Genomic DNA, 16,521 nt, shown 5'->3' with positions numbered 1-16,521 from the left:
GCAAAGACCCGTGCCGCCTGACATGGAAAAGGCCGCCATGACGGCGGCCTTTCCAGCTTCAAGCGTTCCTTCCCGATCCGTCAACACGGGCAAGAATATTTTATCCGCAATACCGTGTGCCGGGTGACGGCCCGAACACATTCATTTCCTCGGTCGAAGCACAGTATTAATAACATGTTATGAAAGTGACCCAAGTACCTCTTTCGGAGTAGTCGATCTGCCCGACCCAGATGCCGGGCGGCTCCCATCTGCGGGAGGCCATCGCGCTGGGCGACAGGCTTGACCCGTCCGGCCTCGGAATGGTCTTGCAGGTGCTGCCTCGTCTACATCGGCCTCACCGAAAGGCGTATAGTTAGTTAAGTTGCTTTTACATAAAAAGTAATACAATTATATTCTAACTTAGCCCAGCCGGACCGCCCGAGCAGCCTACTGGCTGTGCGAGCGAGAATGAGAAGCGCAAAGCGCCCTCGATAGGATGAAGCGGAAGCGGAAGCACTACCCTCTGCAACAACATCAGGTCGATTATGCATTTCGTCAGCAACCAGGCGGACGCGCTTCCCGCCACGATCGAGGCGGCAAAACTGGCAATCGATTGTTCCACAAAGGACCGGACGGTGGACCATTCCGTTCCTGACCTGAGAATGGTCGCGATCATCGACAGACGTGCCCTGGGTCGGGAAACTCTGACCCAGGCGCTGGCGGGAGCCGATGCCCGCTTTCAGAGCCGGGCATTTGCCGACATCGGTGAATGGGAGCGGAGCCCGGATCGAAACGACACCTCGATGATCCTGCTGGAGTGCGGCGCGGTCAGCCATGATGGCACGTCGCCCGGGGACGAGCTCCGGGCGCTGGTCGCCGCGCATCCCGACATCCCTGTGGTCATGATGGGCGAAAGCGAGGATTCCCGGTACGTCGCCGAGATCCTGGCACAAGGGGCCTGCGGCTACATCCCGACCAGCGTCAGCCTGAGCGTCGCGATCGGGGCGCTTTGTCTCGCGATGGCCGGAGGCGTCTTCGTCCCTGCCAGCGCTCTTCGGAACTCAGGCCATGAACGGCCGGAGCGCGAGCAAACCGTTCACAGCCTGCTCGGCCTGTCGGAACGGCAGGGCGCTGTCGCCGATGCCGTCGCCCTGGGCAAGCCGAACAAGATCATCGCCTATGAACTGGCCCTGTGTGAGAGCACCGTGAAGGTGCACATTCGGTCCATCATGAGGAAGCTGCACGCCCGGAACCGAACCGAAGTCGCCTTCAAGCTGCATGCAGCAAAGACCCGCGCCGCCTGACATGGAAAAGGCCGCCATGACGGCGGCCTTTCCAGCTTCAAGCGTTCCTTCCCGATCCGTCAACACGGGCAAGAATATTTTATCCGCAATACCGTGTGCCGGGTGACGGCCCGAACACATTCATTTCCTCGGTCGAAGCACAGTATTAATAACATGTTATGAAAGTGACCCAAGTACCTCTTTCGGAGTAGTCGATCTGCCCGACCCGGATGCCGGGCGGCTCCATCTTCGGGACGCCATCGCGCTGGGCGACAGGCTTGACCCGTCCGGCCTCGGAATGGTCTTGCAGGTTGCTGCCTCGTCTACATCGGCCTCACCGAAAGGCGTATGGTCGGTTAAGTTGCTTTTGCATAAAAGTCGTACAATTATGTTTGAACTTAGCCCAGCCGGACCTCCCCGAGCAGCCTGCTGGCTGTACGAGCGAGGATGAGAAGCGCAAAGCGCCTTCGATAGGACAAAGCGGAAAGGGGGAACACTACCCTCCAATACAACATAGGGTGGATTATGTATTTCGTCAGCAACCAAGCCGATGCGCGTTCCACCATTATCGGGACGCCGGAAGCTGAGATTGATCATTCCACCAGGGACCGGACGGTGGACCATCCCGTTCCTGGCCTGAGAATGGTCGCGATCATCGACAGACGTGTCCTGGGCCGGGAAACCCTGACCCAGGCGCTGGCGGGAGCCGATGCCCGCTTTCGGAGCCGGGCATTTGCCGACATCGGTGAATGGGAGCGGAGCCCGGATCGAGACGATACCTCGGTGATCCTGCTGGAGTGCGGCGCGGTCAGCCATGATGGCACGTCGCCCGGGGACGAGCTCCGGGCGCTGATCGGCGCCCATCCCGACATCCCCGTGGTCGTGATGGGCGAAAGCGAGGATTCCCGGTATGTCGCCGAGATCCTGGCACAGGGGGCCCGCGGCTATATCCCGACCAGCGTCAGCCTGAGCGTCGCGATCGGGGCGCTTTGCCTCGCGATGGCCGGAGGCACGTTCGTCCCTGCCAGCGCTCTCCGGAACTCCGGCMATGAGCGGCCGCAGGGGGAGCAGACCGCTCACAGCCTGCTCGGCCTCTCGGAGCGGCAAGGCGCAGTCGCAGATGCCGTCGCCCAGGGCAAGCCGAACAAGATCATCGCCTATGAGCTTAACCTGTGTGAGAGCACCGTGAAGGTGCATATCCGGACCATCATGAAGAAGCTGCAGGCCCGGAACCGGACCGAAATCGCCTTCAAGCTGCACGCAGCAAAAAGGGGCGCTGTCTGACATGGAAAAGGCCGCCATTGTCTGGCGGCCTTTCCAGCTTCAAGCGTTCCTTCCCGATCCGTCAACACGGGCAAGAATACTTTATCCGCAATACCGTGTGCCGGGTGACGGCCCGAACACATTCATTTCCTCGGTCGAAGCGAAGTAACCATAACACTTTATTCAGCTTAGCCAAATACGTCTTTCGGAGTAGACGGCTTTGCGGCCCTTTTGATGCCGGATGCCGGGCCGGCTCTCATCACCGGAGACCGACTGGCACCCTCCAACGCAATTTGACAATCCCTACCACCCCGCGTTAGCATCGTTTGTGTACAAACAATAACCGCCGGGGAGCGTTTCATGTCCGTCATAGTCAATCGGCGCCGGTTCGGCGCCCTGCTCGGGGCCGGGGCACTGGCCGGGGCCATGCCGCTGCGCCGGGCGCGGGCGGCCGAGACCATCTATGTCCTGAACTGGCAGGGCTACGGCACCGACGAGGCCTGGGCCCTGAAGGCCTTCACCGAGAAGACCGGCATCGAGGTCAAGCACGACTATTTCAACTCCGAAGAGGAGATGCTGACCAAGCTGCGCACCAACCCCGGCACCTATGACGTGGTGCTGATCAACAGCGCCCGCACCCTGCAGGCCCAGGCCGAGGACCTGCTGGAGCCCCTGGACCTGGCCAAGGTGCCGAACGCCGCCGACCTGGCGCCGGCGCTGCGCGACCACGCCAATTTCCACAAGGACGGCAAGGCCTATGGCGTGTCCTGGCTGTGGGGCATCAACGCGCTGGGCCTGCGCCGCGACAAGGTGAAGGCCGACAGCCTAGCGGTGCTGGCCGACCCGGCCCAGGCCGGCCGCGTCGCCCTGTTCGACGACGCCGTCACCGCGATCGGCATCGGCGCGCTGATGACCGGGCAGGACATCAACGCGCCCAAGGACATGGCCGCCGTCGCCGCCAAGCTGAAGGAGCTGAAGCCCGGCGTGAAGCTGCTGTGGTCCAGTGAGGACCAGTGGAACAAGGCCTTCGCCGCCGGCGAGTTCGACGTCTCGATCTACTGGTCGGGCGCGGCCGTGCGGTCGCAGCGCAACTTCAAGCTGGCGGTCGACTTCGTGGTGCCGAAGGAAGGCGGGATCGGCTGGATCGACGGGCTGTCGGTGCCGGCCACCAGCACCCGCAAGGAGTCGGGTCTGGCCTTCATCAACTACATGATCGACCCCGGCTTCTACGATTACTGGGCCACCAATGTCGGCGCCCCGGCCTCGGCCAACGCCAAGGCTATGGCGGCGCTGCCGGCCGACGACCTGAACAAGCAGATCCACAAGGCCGAGTACCTGTCCCAGTTGCAGTTCATGTCGCCGCTGAGCGACGACCAGAGGACGGCGTTCTCGGACCTGTGGCAGGAGACGAAGGCGTTCTACGCGGGATAGGCTTGGCTCGTTGCGTTGCCTCGCCCGTTTGCCTCATTCAATACCGTCACTGCGAGCGCAGCGTAGCAATCCATGGGGCAGCAAGAGCGGCGGCATGGATTGCTTCGTCGGCTGCGCCTCCTCGCAATGACGGTTTGGGGCGGGAGAGGCTACGCATCGCTTCATTTCTGTCATGCCCGGGCTTGACCCGGGCATCCAGGGGCCGCCAAGAGCCGCTCTCGAAGCCCCTCGTTCTCGGGTCAAGCCCGAGGATGACAGGAGGAGAGTTTGAGGATGGGTGCAAGGGGATGACCCGATGACCGAGCTGGCGGCGCCGACAACCGCTTCCGCCATCACCGCGCCGGCCGCGGGCGGGGCGGAGAAGCGCGGCTGGGTGGCCACGGCGGGGCTGTTGCTGCCGGCCTATGGCTGGCTGACGCTGGCGATCTTCCTGCCGCTGCTGATGATGCTCGGCTTCTCCTTCCTGAAGGTGGCGCCGTTCGGCGGGCGGGCGATCGTCTGGACCCTCGACAACTACCTGGCCTTCCTCAAGCGGCCCTATCTGCGCGACGTCGCCTGGACCTCGCTGTCGATCGGGATCTGGACCACGCTGATCTGCGCCGCGGTCGGCCTGCCGGCGGCGCTGGCCCTGGCCCGCTCCACCTTCGGCCGCACCCGGCAGGTGCTGTTCCTGCTGATCATCCTGCCGTTCTGGACCAACGGACTGGTCCGCGTCTTCTCCTGGACCATGGTGCTGCGCGACGGCGGCATCATCGATGGCCTCTATCACTGGATCCTGCCGGACGCGGCGCCGCTGGGCCTGCTGTACACCTACCCCGCCATCGTGGTCGGGCTGGTGCATGCCTACCTGCCCTACATGATCCTGACCTGCTACCTGTCGCTGGTGGCGATCGACGACCAGATCCTGGAGGCGGCGCGAAGCCTGGGTGCCCGGGCGCCGGTGGTGTTCTGGAAGATCATCCTGCCGCTGGCGACGCCGGGGCTGGTCTCCGGCTCGGTCCTGATCTTCGTGCCGGTGATCGGCAGCTTCATGGAGCCGCGCATCCTCGGCGGCCGGGTCGGCGTCACCATGGGCACGGTGATCGAGGACCAGTTCACCCAGGCCTTCAACTGGCCGCTGGGCGCCGCTTTGTCCTTCACCATGCTGGCGATCGTGCTGGCGATCTTCGCCCTGGCCGCACCGGTGCTGAAGCGGCAGCAGGGGGCGGGGGCATGATGGGTTCTCTCGCCAAGTCCCCGTCCCATTCGCAGATCTCCGGGCGCTATTCCTTTGCCTCTCCCGCTTGCGGGAGAGGTCGGGCTCGCGCAGCGAGACCGGGTGAGGGCGGCCCGGCCGCGGTCAGGATCAGCGTTTCAGGACCGGGCGGATCATGCGCTCTTTCGCGGCAAAGCCGTGCTTTCGGCAAGGCCGCTATGCCCTCACCCGGACATCCTTCGGATGTCCGACCTCTCCCGCAAGCGGGAGAGGCAATCTGTTCGCATCCCCGCCGCCGGTATCGTCCCGCGATGCCTGAACCCGACTGCGCCGGAACCGGGAGGGACCGCGCATGAGACGCCTCGGCCTCGCCCATCTCTGGATCGTCATCGCCTTCCTGTACCTGCCAATCGCGGTGATGGTGGTGATGGCGTTCAACGCCTCGCCGCTGTACCAGCTGCCCTTCGAATTCTCGCTCGACTGGTTCGCCAAGCTGCCGGGCAACGACCGGCTGCTGTCGGCCAGCGGCAACAGCCTGGTCCTGGCCATCGTCACCGCCATCCTGGCGACCGCGATCGGCACCCCCGCTTCGCTGGCCCTGTCGCGGCGCAAGTTCCGCGGCCGGTCGCTGCTGCAGCTGCTGCTGCTGCCGCCGATCGCCATTCCCTGGCTGATCACCGGCACCGCCATGCTGGTGTTCTTCTTCTCCACCGGCATCGGCCGCGGCCTGTTCGCCATGACCATCGGCCATGTCGCCCTGGCCATCCCCTATGTCGTGCTGGTGGTCGGCACCGGGCTGCAGTCGCAGCGCGCCGACCTGGAGGAGGCGGCGATGAGCCTGGGGTCGACCCCGCTGCACGCCTTCTTCAGCGTCACCCTGCCGCTGCTGCTGCCCAGCATCATCGCCGCGGCGCTGTTCGCCTTCGCCGTGTCGCTGGACCAGTTCGTGGTCTCCTACTTCCTGGCCACGCCCGGCGTCACCACCCTGCCGGTGGAGATCTACTCCGCCATCCGCAAGGGCTTCACGCCGGAGATCAACGCCATCTCCACCATCCTCCTGGGCGCCTCGATGGTCCTGGTTCTCGCTTTTGCCCTGCTGTCGAACATGGGAGGCGCCCGTGAGCGGCGTTAACGGGGTTGAGGTCACGGCCATCAGCAAGCGCTATGGCCCCGCCACCGTGCTGGACCGGATCAGCGCGACCTTCGAGGCCGGGCGCTTCACCAGCCTGCTCGGCCCCTCCGGCTCGGGCAAGACCACGCTGCTGCGCATCGTCGCCGGCTTCGTGGTGCCGGATGAGGGCGAGCTGCGCATCGGGCCCGAGGAGGTGACGCGGGTGCCGGTGTGGAAGCGGCGCATCGGCATGGTGTTCCAGTCCTACGCCCTGTTCCCGCACATGACCGTGCTGCAGAACGTGATGTTCGGGCTGAACCGGCGCGGCGTGCGCGGCCCCTCCGCCGCCAAGGAGGCGCGCGAGGCGCTGGAGCTGGTGCGCCTGACCGGCTTCGAGAGCCGCAGCCCGAAGCAGCTGTCGGGTGGGCAGCAGCAGCGCGTCGCGCTGGCCCGCGCCATCGTCACCAAGCCGACCGTGTTGCTGCTGGACGAGCCGCTGTCGGCGCTGGACCGGCGGCTGCGGCAGGAGATGCAGGTCGAGCTGAAGCGGATCCAGCGCGAGAGCGGCCTGACCACCATCTTCGTCACCCATGACCAGGAGGAGGCGCTGACCCTGTCCGACCGCATCGCCATCCTGGATCGCGGCCGGATCGTGCAGGACGGGGCGCCGGGCGAGATCTACGAGCAGCCGCGCACCCGCTTCGCCGCCGGATTCCTGGGCGACGCCAACTTCCTCGAGGGCACAGTCGTGGCCGGCAGCGTCGAGGTGCCGGGCGGCACGGTGCGGGTCGCCGGTCCGCTGCCGGCGGCCGGGTCCAAGGTCACGCTGGCGGTGCGGCCGGAGAAGATGACGATCCTGGCGCCGAACACCGCCAGCCCGTTCGACAACCACCTGCCGGCGACGCTGCGCGAGGTGATCTATGCCGGCGCCGTCTCGACCTATCTGCTGGCCGGGCCGGACGGGCGCGAGCTGAAGGTCTTCGCCCAGAACCGGTCCCAGGACAGCGCGGCACCGGAGCCCGGCGCGTCCGTCACCCTGGGCTGGTCCGCCGCCCACACCATCGCGCTGGAGGACTGATGCTGCGCTTCGGGCCGCTGTCACCGAACACGATCCACATCGCCATCGACCTGCAGCGCCTGTTCGCCGAGGACACGGTGTGGTCGACCCCGGCGCTGATGGGCATCGTCCCCAATGTCGCCGCGCTGGCCAAGGCCGGCCGCACGCTGTTCCCGCGCTTCGTGACGCCGGAGCGGGCGGAGGACGCCCCCGGCACCTGGCGCCGCTACTACACGCATTGGGCCGCGGTGACCCGGCCGAGCCTGGCGCCCGGCATGCTGGATCTGGTGGCCGATCTCGCCGCCCTGGCCGAACCCGGCAGCGTCATCGACAAGCCGACCCATTCCGCCTTCGCCGCGCCGGAATTCGTCGACCGGCTGGCCGCGTTGGGCGCCGACACGCTGATCGTCACCGGGGTGGAGACCGATGTCTGCGTCCTCGGCACCATCCTCGACGGCATCGACCGCGGCTTCCGCATCGTCGCCGTGGCCGACGCGATGACCAGCTCGTCGCTGCCCGGCCATCACGCCACGCTGGACCTGATCCTGCCGCGCTTCGACCAGCAGGTGGAGATCGTCACGACCGAAGCGGCCCTGCGGGCCTGGAGCTGAGATGCTGCGCGATACCACCGTCCCGCTCGCCCGGGCCTGGAACACCTGGTCCAGCCGCCCGGCCGAGATGGTGTTCCTGCCGCTCGGCGTGCGGGTGACGCCGCTGGCCTATGCCGACAGCAGCCGCAGCGCGACGCTGTTCCCGGCCAAGTCGGTGCGCTACGGCCGCCACGCCCTGGATGGCGGACTGGTGGAGCTGGACCTCGACCATGCCGGCACCGGCCTGGCCTGGCGCTGGGCCAAGCGCGGTCCGTTCGAGCTGTCCGGAACCTGGCGCACCACGAAGACCGGCGAATGGGGCCTGCGGTTCTGGTTCAACCTGTGCCTGTCGGCCGAGGATGGCCAGACCGTGCGCTGGGACCCCGCCGGCGCCGCCGTGGTCAAGGTCGGCCACCGCTTCGTCGCCCTGGCCAGCGCCGAGCCGCCGGTGCAGGTGACCGGCCACGCCACGGTCGAGGCCGTGGCCGCGGATTACGAGACGAACGGCTATTTCCACCTCGCCTCGCGGTCGGAGGCGGCGCCGGTGCTGGTGCTGCGCTTCAACCTGGAGATGATGCGCAATGGCGGCATCGGCGTCGCCGTGGCCGACCGGGCCGATCTGGCGGTCGAGCGCGCCAAGGCGCTGGCGGCCGAGCCCGGCGAGGCCCCTGCCCTGCCCGGCCAGACCGGAACGCAGGCCGGGGCGCTGGACGCACTGCGCGACGTGATGGCCTGGAACACGGTGTGGGACGAGGTCAACCACCGGCCCTACACCTCGATCAGCCGGAACTGGAACCTGTCGAAATTCGGCGGCTTCGGCGTCTGGCTGAACGACCAGCTCTACAACGCGCTGCTGACCGGGTACCTGGACCAGGAGATGGCGCGCGAGAACCTGGCGGCGTCGCTGGCCAGCGCCACGCCGGAGGGCAACCTGGCCTGCCTGCTGACCGCCAACGACGCCTGGGTCGACCGCACCCAGCTGCCGATCGGATCGTTCCTGCTGTGGCTGATCTATCTCCGCGCCCGCTCGCGGCCGATGCTGGAGCTGGCCTATGCCACGCTGGCGCGCAACCACGCCTGGTGGTGGCGCGAGCGCGACCCGCGCGGCCGGGGCTTGGTCTCCTACGGCACCTCGGATGTCGGCGAGGGGCTGTACAAGGGCACCTCCTTCGGCGCCCGCAACGAATCCAGCATGGACAACTCGCCGATCCATGACCAGGCGGCCTACGACCCGGAGACGCGCACGCTGCGGTCGGAGGATGTCGGGCTGAACAGCCTGCTGGCCTTCGACGCCGAGGTGCTGTCCTGGATCGCCGCCGAGCTGGGCGACGAGGCCGCCGCGGCCGCCCATGCCGAGACCGCTGCCCGCACCCGGGCGAAGATCGGCACGGAGCTGTGGGACGACAGCCGCGGCATCTTCGCCAACCGGCTGTGGTCCGGCGACTTCGTGCGCAGCCTGGGGCCGACCAGCTTCTACCCGCTGATCTGCGGCGCCGCCTCGCCCGACCAGGCGCAGCAACTGCTGGCCCATCTCGAGGACCCGGCCACCTTCGGCGGCGAGTTCGTCATCCCCGGCACCACGCGGGACGACCCGGCGGCGAAGGACAATTCCTACTGGCGCGGCCGGATCTGGCCGCCCTTGAACTGGATGGTCTGGCACGGGCTGCGCCGCAACGGCTTCGAGGCCGAGGCCGCGCGCCTGGCCGATGACAGCGTCCGCCTGTTCGCCCGGGCCTGGGACGAGCGCCGGCTGTGCCCGGAGAACTTCAACGCCGAGACCGGCGAGCCGATGGACCAGCCCGACACCGAGGGCTTCTACAGCTGGGGCGCGCTGATGCCGGCTTTGGGCGTCGCCCAGGTGATGGACATCAATCCCTGGGGCGGGTGGGAGCTGGTGAATGGCGGCACCGACGCGACGCTCGGCCCGATCGCCAGCCCGGCCGGCGCGGTGACGGTCGCGATCGCGGACGGCGTGCTGGCGCTGCGCCGCGGCAGCCGGATCCTGCTGGAGACCAATCTCCGGGGCCGGCTGTCGCAGCTGCGCTTCGGCGAGGGCGACATCGCCGTCACCCTGCCGCCGGAGCTGCCGCCTGGCGCCTGGCTGCGCTTCCCGTCGCTGGCGCCGGACCGGGTGCTGGACCTGCGCCTCGGCGACGAATCCGCCACCCCGCGGGCCGAGGGCGGCGTCACCGTGGACCTGACCGCCGGCGCCGCCAGCCGCACCCTGCGGGTGATCCTGGCCGCATAGCGAGACCTTTTCAGAACAGCGGCCCATCCCTTGGCCGTCATTCCCGCGAAAGCGGGAATCTCCCGCCGGTGAGTGCGTTGCGAGATCCCCGCTTTCGTGTTTGGTCCCGGGAGATTGGAGAGTGCCTCGAGCGGGGCGTGGTAGCCGAGGCATTTGAGTCTGGTGCGATTGTAGTCGGCAACGAAGCGGGCCAGGAAGGCATCGCGTTCGGGATGGCTGTCGAACTTGTTCTTGCCGCCGTTGCGGGCGGCGGCGCGGTGGCCGCGGAGGGCTTCGGCGAGGCGACGGTTGAAGCGTTCGACCAGGCCATTGGTCTGTGGCCGGAAGGGCCGGGTGAGCCGGTGGGCGATGCGGTTGTGCTGGCAGACGCGATCGAAGGGGTGTCGTCCGGAAGGGCGTCCCTCAGGCTTGTCGGGCATGTCGACGGCGAAGCGGTCGGTGAACTCGCTGCCATTGTCGGTGAGGATGGTGTGGACCGGGTATGGGAAGTCGGCCAGGAAGCGCTTCAGGAAGGCGGCGGCGGTGACGGCGTCGCGGCGGGTGTGGACTTCCAGGTAGACGTAGCGGGTGGCCCGGTCGATGGCGACGAAGGCATAGCTCTTCTGGCGCTGGAGGGCGGGCAGGTGCTTGAGGTCGATGTGGATGAAGCCGACGGTGGCGTGTTCGAAGACGCCGGCGGGGATCTTGTCGGGTGTCGGCCGGCGGCTCAGGCCGTGGCGGCAGAGGCAGCGATGGATGGCGCTGCGCGACAGGTCGGGGCGGACACAGCGGCGCATCACCTCGACGATATCGTCGAGCGGCAGGGCCAGCATACGGCGCAGCTCGCAGACCAGTGCCTCATCCAGCGCCGTCAGACGGGTGGTCAGCCGCTTCGGTGTGTGCGGGCGATCCCGGACGCTGTCGCGGCCGCGCCAGCGACGGATGGTGGTCTCGCTCACTCCGAGCTCCGCAGCCAAGGCGGCGACCGACTGGTCACTCGTCTGGATGTAGGCCCGGATCTTCGGGGTGGTGGTGGCGTTGGCGTGCAGCTTCAGTTCCATCCGAGCCGCTCCTTCACATACCTGACGCCCTGTTCTACACCAATTCCGTCTCTCCAATCTCCCGGGACCAAACACGAAAGCGGGGATGACGGATTGGGGGGATATGAAAACGTCTCGCATAGCGGGAGCCTCAGCCCACCGGCGCCTCGCCATAGGCTTCGCTGGCGGCGAGCAGCTCCTGCGTGTAGGGGTGCGCAGGCGTGCCGGCGCGCAACGTCGCCGCGTCGAAGCCGTCGACGATCCGGCCGCCCTGCATCACCGCGATGCGGTGGCACATATGGGCGACCACGGCGAGGTCATGGCTGACCAGGATATAGGTCAGGTTCCGCTGCGCCCTCAGATCCATCAGCAGGTTCAGGATCTCCGCCTGCACCGAGACGTCGAGGGCGGAGGTCGGCTCGTCCAGCAGCAGCACCTCCGGCTGCAGCATCAGGGCGCGGGCGATCGCCACGCGCTGGCGCTGGCCGCCGGACAGCTGGTGCGGATAGCGGAAGGCCGCCGTACGCGGCAGCCCGACCGAATCCAGCGCCGTGCCGACCGCATCGGCCGCTGGAACCATGCCCTGGTTGCGCAGCGGCTCCAGCAGCTGCGCCTGGATGGTCTGGCGCGGATGCAACGACCCGTAGGGGTCCTGGAACACCATCTGCACCCGCTTGAAGAAGCCGCGCGGGCGGTGCGGCGGCAGCACCGTGCCGTCGAGCCGAACCTCCCCGCCATAGTCGGTGTTCAGCCCGGCCAGGGCGCGCAGCACCGTCGACTTGCCGCAGCCGGATTCGCCGACCAGGCCGAAGGTCTCACCCGCCGCGACGGCGAAGGAGACGCCGGCCACCGCCGGCGGGGCGTCGGCGAAGCGCACGACCAGATCGCGGACCTCGATCATGGCGTGCCTCCTGCCCCGGCCAGCCAGGCCGGGTCGCGGCGCAGCACCGGCAGCCGGTCCTGGGTACGATGGATCGAGGGCAGCGAGGCCAGCAGGCCGCGGGTGTAGGGATGTTCGGCCCGGTCGAGATCGGCGGCCGGCAAGGTCTCCATCACCCGTCCGGCATACATGATCACCACCCGGTCGCAGAAGCGGCGGACCAGGTTGAGGTCGTGGCTGATCAGGATCAGGCCGAGGCCGCGGCTCTCGATCAGCTCGTCGAGCAGGTGCAGCACCTCGAGCCGCACGGTGACGTCCAGCGCCGAGGTCGGCTCGTCGGCGATCACCACGTCCGGGCCGGCGATCAGCATCATCGCGATCATGACGCGCTGGCCCATGCCGCCCGAGATCTCATGCGGGTACAGGCGCGCCACCCGGGCGGGGTCGCGGATCTTCACCGCCTCCAGGATCGCCAGGGTGCGCTCGCGCGCCTCGCGGACCGGCCCCTTGTGATGCAGCCGCCAGGCCTCGGCGATCTGCTCGCCGACCGGCACGACCGGATTCAGCGAGTATTTCGGATCCTGCAGGATCAGCCCCATGCGCCGGCCGCGCAATTCCATCATCTGCCGCTCGCTCGCCGCCAGCAGGTCGGTGTCGCGGAAGGCCATCCGGTCGGCCGTGACCTTGGCGCCGGACGGCAGCAGCCGCATCAAAGCGCGGCCGACGGTGGACTTGCCGGCACCGGACTCGCCGACGATGCCGAGTTTTTCGCGCCCGAGAGTGAAGGAGACGCCATGCACCACCGGCACCGCGCTGGCGCCGCGGCCGAAGGCGATGCCGAGATTGCGGACCTCGATCAGGGGGCTCATTCGCCGGACCTCGGGTCGAGCACGTCGCGCAGCGCGTCGCCGGCCAGGTTGAAGGCCAGGCTCACGACCGCGATGGCGATGCCGGGCGCGGTGATCACCCAGGGGCAGTCGATCATGAATTCGCGCCCGGTCGAGACCATGGCGCCCCATTCCGGCAGCGGCGGCTGGGCGCCGAGGCCGAGGAAGCCGAGCCCCGCCGCGGTCAGGATGATGCCGGCCATGTTCAGCGTCAGGCGCACCACCAGCGACGGCAGGCACATCGGCAGGATGTGGCGGGTGATGATCCGGGTCTTCGACGCCCCCTGCAGCCGCACCGCGGCGATGAAATCGGCCTTGCGCAGGCTCAGCGCCTCGGCCCGGGCCAGCCGCGCCATCGGCGGCCAGGCGGTCAGGGCGATGGCGATGATGGCGTTGGTGATGCCGGGGCCGAGCGCCGCGGCGAAGCCCAGCGCCAGCACCAGGCCGGGGAAGGACAGGAAGATGTCGGTGACCCGCATCAGCACCTCGTCGGCCCAGCCGCCGAGATAGCCAGCGCAGGCGCCGATCAGCAGGCCGATCGGGGCGACGATGACGGTGACCAGCAGGATGATGTAGATCGTCGTGCGGGCGCCGTAGACGACGCGGGCGAAGACGTCGCGCCCGAACTCGTCGGTGCCGAACCAATGCGCCGCCGAGGGCGGCTGCAGCCGGTTGACCATGTCCTGCGCGATCGGGTCGTAGGCGGTCAGCCAGGGCGCGGCGACCGCCGCCACGACCAGCAGCAGGATGACGGCGAGCCCGGCGAGGCCGAGCGGATGCGTGGCGAAGCGCCGCCAGCCGCGATAGAGCTGCTGCATCGCCGACTGGAAGACGGTGCGCGGCGCGTCCGCCTTGAGCCAGGCGCGCAGGCCGCCTTGGGGGGCGCTGAAGGTCGCGGTCATCGGGTGCGCGGGTCCAGGATGCGGTAGAGCCGGTCGGAAACGATGTTGATGACCAGGAAGGTGATGCCGATCAGCAGCACCGCGCCCATCACCACGTTCATGTCGTTCATCTTCAGCCCCCGGGTGAGGTACTGGCCAAGGCCGGGCCAGCCGAACACCGTCTCGATCAGCACCGCGCCGTCGAGCAGCCCGCCGAAGGTCAGCGCGATAACGGTGAGCAGCTGGACGCGGATGTTCTTGAAGGCGTGGGCCCAGATCATCCGGCGGCGCGACACGCCCTTGGCCCGGGCGGAGACGATGTATTCCTGGCCCAGCTGCTCCAGCATGAAGCTGCGGGTCATCCGGCTGATATAGGCGACCGAGTAGTAGCCGAGGACGGCGCCGGGCAGGATGATGTGGTCGAGCGCGTCGCGGAACACGTCCCATTCGCCCTGCAGCGCGGTGTCGAGCAGCAGCAGCCCGGTGATCGGCGGCACCATGCCTTCGTTCAGGATGTCGATCCGGCCCGAGGCCGCGACCCATTGCAGCTTGGCGTAGAACAGGATCAGTGCGATCAGGCCGAGCCAGAAGATCGGCACCGAATGGCCGGCCAGCCCGACCACCCGCGCGACATGGTCGATCGGCTTGCCGCGGTTGACCGCGGCGACGACACCGAGCGGGACGCCCAGCAGCGTGCCGCACAGGATGGCGACGAGGGCGAGCTCGATCGTGGCCGGAAAGACGCTGAGCAGGTCGGCCGAGACCGGCTGGCCGGTGGTCAGCGACCGGCCCATGTCGCCGGTGACGACCCGGCCGACATAGGACACGAATTGCTGCCAGACCGGCTGGTCGAGGCCGAGCTCCTGGTAGACCCGGTCATAGGTGGCCTTGTCGACCTCCGACCCCGTCACCGCCAGCACCGGATCGGCCGGCAGCAGCCGCCCCATCGAGAAGGTCAGCAGCAGCAGCCCGACCAGGGTGACGACGACCGACAGGGTGCGGCCCGACAGGCGCCGCATGCGCAGGAAGCGCGCCGGCCGGTTGAACGTGTCGATCGTCGTCATCGGCGCCTCAGTTCTTCTTGACGTCGAGCCAGCGCGTCGACCAGGTCGGGTTGCCGGCATAGCCGCTGATGCCCTGGCGGATGACATAGGGGTCGGTGCGCTGCAGCACGATGATCAGCGGCGGCACCGTCTCCTTGAACTTCTGGTCGATCTCGGTGAACAGCTGCGCTCGCTTGGCGGGGTCGGTCTCGCTCTTCGACGCATTGACCAGCCTGGTCAGCTCGGGCGCATCCAGCGCCGTGCGCCACAGGTAGTAGCCGCCGAGCTTCGCCTCGTCGCGGTTGTCCGGGTTGTAGGCGTACTGCACCAGCGTGCCGAAGGGATCGGGCAGCCGCGAGCCGGAGTTGCCGACCAGCACCTGGTACTTCCGGGCGCGGAAATCCGGCACATGCTCGCCGGGGACGACCTCGAACTCGACGCCGGCCTTCTTGGCGCTGGCCTGCAGCGCCACCGCCATCTTCAGGAGCGCGTCGCCCGACGGGTACAGCGTCTTCTTCAGCCCGTCCGGATAGCCGGCCTCGGCCAGCAGCTTCTTGGCCAGCTCGGGATCGTACTGGTAGCCGGTCGGCTCGCCCGTCGGGGCGCCGGGCATGCCCTTGGGGATGATCGACTGCCAGGGGAAGCCGTTGAAGTTCATCGTGGTCTCGGCCAGCGGCTTCCAGTCGATGATATGCTGGAACGCCTCGCGCACCTTGGGCTTGGCCAGGTCCGGGTCCTGGGTGTTCATGGCCATGTAGTAGAAGCCCAGGCCCGGCCCGGGATCGACCACGGCGCCCTTGGCCTTCAGCGCCTCGATATCGCTGTTCGCCATGTACTGGCCGATATCGATGTCGCCGGCCTCGACCTGCAGCCGCAGGTTGCCCGACTCCGGCACGTGCCGCATGACCACGCGCTTCATCGCCGGCGCGCCGCCCCAATAGTCCGGCCGCGCGTCGCACAGCAGGATGTCGTTCGGCCGCCAGGTGGTGAGCTTGAAGGGGCCGCTGCCGGCGCTGTTGGCCTTCAGCCAGTTCTGGGCCAGGTCGCCGTTCTGCTCGTGCTCCAGCGCCGTCTTCTTGTCGATGATGCCGAGCGAGGCGCCGGCCAGCGAATAGAGCACGAGATCGGTCGAGACCGGCTGCGGCAGGCTGATCACCAAGGTCCGCTCATCCTTGGCCTGGACCAGTTGCTCGACATTGTCCTTGGTGAAGCCCCAGAGCGCGATATCGGTCGCGCCGACCTGTCCCATCTTGATCACGCGCTGGATGGTCCAGGCCGCGTCCTCCGCCGTCACCGGGTTGCCGGAGACGAAGGTCGCGCCCTGGCGCAGCGTCAGGGTGATGCTGCGTTTGTCGTCGGCGACGACCCAGCTTTCGGCCAGCATCGGCCGGATCGTCTGCAGGTCGTCGGGCTTCACCATCACGAGGTTGTCGTAGAGATTCGACACCACCTCGGACGGCGTGCGGGCGTTGATTGCCGCCGGGTCGAGCGACGGCACGGCGCTGAGCTGCGTGCCGATCACCAGCGCGTTCGCCGGCGAGGCCGCCTGGGCGCCGGACAGACCGAAGGCGAGCGCAAGGGCCGCGGTCGCGGCCAGTAGGGACAGTCTCATTCTCGTCCTCCCTGTTGGGCGGATGCCCGCCTTTGTTGGTTG

13 protein-coding genes and 1 pseudogene are annotated in these 16,521 nt (G+C 67.8%); 8 read left to right on the top strand and 6 right to left on the bottom strand.

From position 1 onward, the window contains the following. Window positions 1–524: 524 nt before the first annotated feature. The 8 genes and pseudogenes from AB4Z01_RS08110 to AB4Z01_RS08075 all read left to right on the top strand — a co-directional run. A complete protein-coding gene (locus tag AB4Z01_RS08110; protein WP_441692299.1) occupies window positions 525–1,283 on the top strand; it encodes a LuxR C-terminal-related transcriptional regulator in 759 nt (252 codons plus the stop codon). Window positions 1,284–1,787: 504 nt separating this feature from the next. Further along, the gene (locus AB4Z01_RS08105) at window positions 1,788–2,546 is read left to right on the top strand and encodes a LuxR C-terminal-related transcriptional regulator (RefSeq protein ID WP_441692298.1); all 759 of its coding nucleotides are present in this window, start codon (window positions 1,788–1,790) and stop codon (window positions 2,544–2,546) included. A gap of 339 nt (window positions 2,547–2,885) precedes the next feature. Next, on the top strand, window positions 2,886–3,956 hold the full coding sequence (locus tag AB4Z01_RS08100; protein ID WP_441692297.1) for an ABC transporter substrate-binding protein: 1,071 nt from the start codon (window positions 2,886–2,888) through the stop codon (window positions 3,954–3,956). A gap of 295 nt (window positions 3,957–4,251) precedes the next feature. Further along, window positions 4,252–5,172, top strand: a complete 921-nt coding sequence (locus AB4Z01_RS08095; protein WP_441692295.1) for an ABC transporter permease — start codon at window positions 4,252–4,254, stop codon at window positions 5,170–5,172. Window positions 5,173–5,503: 331 nt separating this feature from the next. Then, on the top strand, window positions 5,504–6,283 hold the full coding sequence (locus tag AB4Z01_RS08090; RefSeq protein ID WP_441692294.1) for an ABC transporter permease: 780 nt from the start codon (window positions 5,504–5,506) through the stop codon (window positions 6,281–6,283). Next, complete coding sequence (locus AB4Z01_RS08085; protein ID WP_441692292.1) at window positions 6,270–7,340, top strand: ABC transporter ATP-binding protein; 1,071 nt, start codon at window positions 6,270–6,272, stop codon at window positions 7,338–7,340. Before AB4Z01_RS08090 ends, AB4Z01_RS08085 begins: the two co-directional genes overlap by 14 nt. Then, the gene (locus tag AB4Z01_RS08080) at window positions 7,340–7,930 is read left to right on the top strand and encodes a cysteine hydrolase (protein ID WP_441692290.1); all 591 of its coding nucleotides are present in this window, start codon (window positions 7,340–7,342) and stop codon (window positions 7,928–7,930) included. Before AB4Z01_RS08085 ends, AB4Z01_RS08080 begins: the two co-directional genes overlap by 1 nt. A gap of 1 nt (window position 7,931) precedes the next feature. Continuing rightward, window positions 7,932–9,692: pseudogene (locus AB4Z01_RS08075) on the top strand (MGH1-like glycoside hydrolase domain-containing protein); the annotation flags it as partial. A gap of 32 nt (window positions 9,693–9,724) precedes the next feature. On the opposite strand, the gene AB4Z01_RS08070 reads toward AB4Z01_RS08075, so the two are convergent. The 6 genes from AB4Z01_RS08070 to AB4Z01_RS08045 all read right to left on the bottom strand — a co-directional run bounded on the left by AB4Z01_RS08070 (window position 9,725) and on the right by AB4Z01_RS08045 (window position 16,479). Further along, window positions 9,725–11,197, bottom strand: a complete 1,473-nt coding sequence (locus tag AB4Z01_RS08070) for a DDE-type integrase/transposase/recombinase (RefSeq protein WP_441692289.1) — start codon at window positions 11,195–11,197, stop codon at window positions 9,725–9,727. Between the two features lie 130 nt (window positions 11,198–11,327). Then, window positions 11,328–12,077: an ABC transporter ATP-binding protein gene (locus AB4Z01_RS08065; RefSeq protein WP_441692287.1), complete on the bottom strand. Its 750-nt coding sequence runs from the start codon at window positions 12,075–12,077 to the stop codon at window positions 11,328–11,330. Continuing rightward, window positions 12,074–12,925 carry an ABC transporter ATP-binding protein gene (locus tag AB4Z01_RS08060; protein ID WP_441692286.1) on the bottom strand — a complete coding sequence of 284 codons (852 nt, stop codon included), beginning with the start codon at window positions 12,923–12,925 and terminating at the stop codon, window positions 12,074–12,076. The genes AB4Z01_RS08065 and AB4Z01_RS08060 overlap by 4 nt, the downstream gene beginning before the upstream one ends. After that, window positions 12,922–13,845: a nickel transporter permease gene (gene nikC, locus AB4Z01_RS08055; protein WP_441692284.1), complete on the bottom strand. Its 924-nt coding sequence runs from the start codon at window positions 13,843–13,845 to the stop codon at window positions 12,922–12,924. The genes AB4Z01_RS08060 and nikC overlap by 4 nt, the downstream gene beginning before the upstream one ends. Then, the gene (locus tag AB4Z01_RS08050) at window positions 13,842–14,888 is read right to left on the bottom strand and encodes an ABC transporter permease (RefSeq protein WP_441692282.1); all 1,047 of its coding nucleotides are present in this window, start codon (window positions 14,886–14,888) and stop codon (window positions 13,842–13,844) included. Before AB4Z01_RS08050 ends, nikC begins: the two co-directional genes overlap by 4 nt. A 7-nt stretch (window positions 14,889–14,895) precedes the next feature. Beyond that, complete coding sequence (locus AB4Z01_RS08045) at window positions 14,896–16,479, bottom strand: ABC transporter substrate-binding protein (protein ID WP_441692281.1); 1,584 nt, start codon at window positions 16,477–16,479, stop codon at window positions 14,896–14,898. Window positions 16,480–16,521: the final 42 nt, after the last annotated feature.

Origin of the sequence: Inquilinus sp. YAF38 (genome assembly GCF_052113205.1) — a bacterium.
In the GTDB taxonomy this organism is placed as follows: Bacteria; Pseudomonadota; Alphaproteobacteria; order DSM-16000; family Inquilinaceae; genus Inquilinus.
This window is presented reverse-complemented; position numbering and strand designations above follow the sequence as displayed.

Coding starts and splice junctions, on each gene's coding strand:
- nikC (WP_441692284.1), bottom strand. CDS start 13,845: ATGACCGCGACCTTCAGCGCCCCCCAAGGCGGCCTGCGCGCCTGGCTC.
- AB4Z01_RS08100 (WP_441692297.1), top strand. CDS start 2,886: ATGTCCGTCATAGTCAATCGGCGCCGGTTCGGCGCCCTGCTCGGGGCC.
- AB4Z01_RS08065 (WP_441692287.1), bottom strand. CDS start 12,077: ATGATCGAGGTCCGCGATCTGGTCGTGCGCTTCGCCGACGCCCCGCCG.
- AB4Z01_RS08090 (WP_441692294.1), top strand. CDS start 5,504: ATGAGACGCCTCGGCCTCGCCCATCTCTGGATCGTCATCGCCTTCCTG.
- AB4Z01_RS08080 (WP_441692290.1), top strand. CDS start 7,340: ATGCTGCGCTTCGGGCCGCTGTCACCGAACACGATCCACATCGCCATC.
- AB4Z01_RS08045 (WP_441692281.1), bottom strand. CDS start 16,479: ATGAGACTGTCCCTACTGGCCGCGACCGCGGCCCTTGCGCTCGCCTTC.
- AB4Z01_RS08110 (WP_441692299.1), top strand. CDS start 525: ATGCATTTCGTCAGCAACCAGGCGGACGCGCTTCCCGCCACGATCGAG.
- AB4Z01_RS08095 (WP_441692295.1), top strand. CDS start 4,252: ATGACCGAGCTGGCGGCGCCGACAACCGCTTCCGCCATCACCGCGCCG.
- AB4Z01_RS08070 (WP_441692289.1), bottom strand. CDS start 11,197: ATGGAACTGAAGCTGCACGCCAACGCCACCACCACCCCGAAGATCCGG.
- AB4Z01_RS08060 (WP_441692286.1), bottom strand. CDS start 12,925: ATGAGCCCCCTGATCGAGGTCCGCAATCTCGGCATCGCCTTCGGCCGC.
- AB4Z01_RS08050 (WP_441692282.1), bottom strand. CDS start 14,888: ATGACGACGATCGACACGTTCAACCGGCCGGCGCGCTTCCTGCGCATG.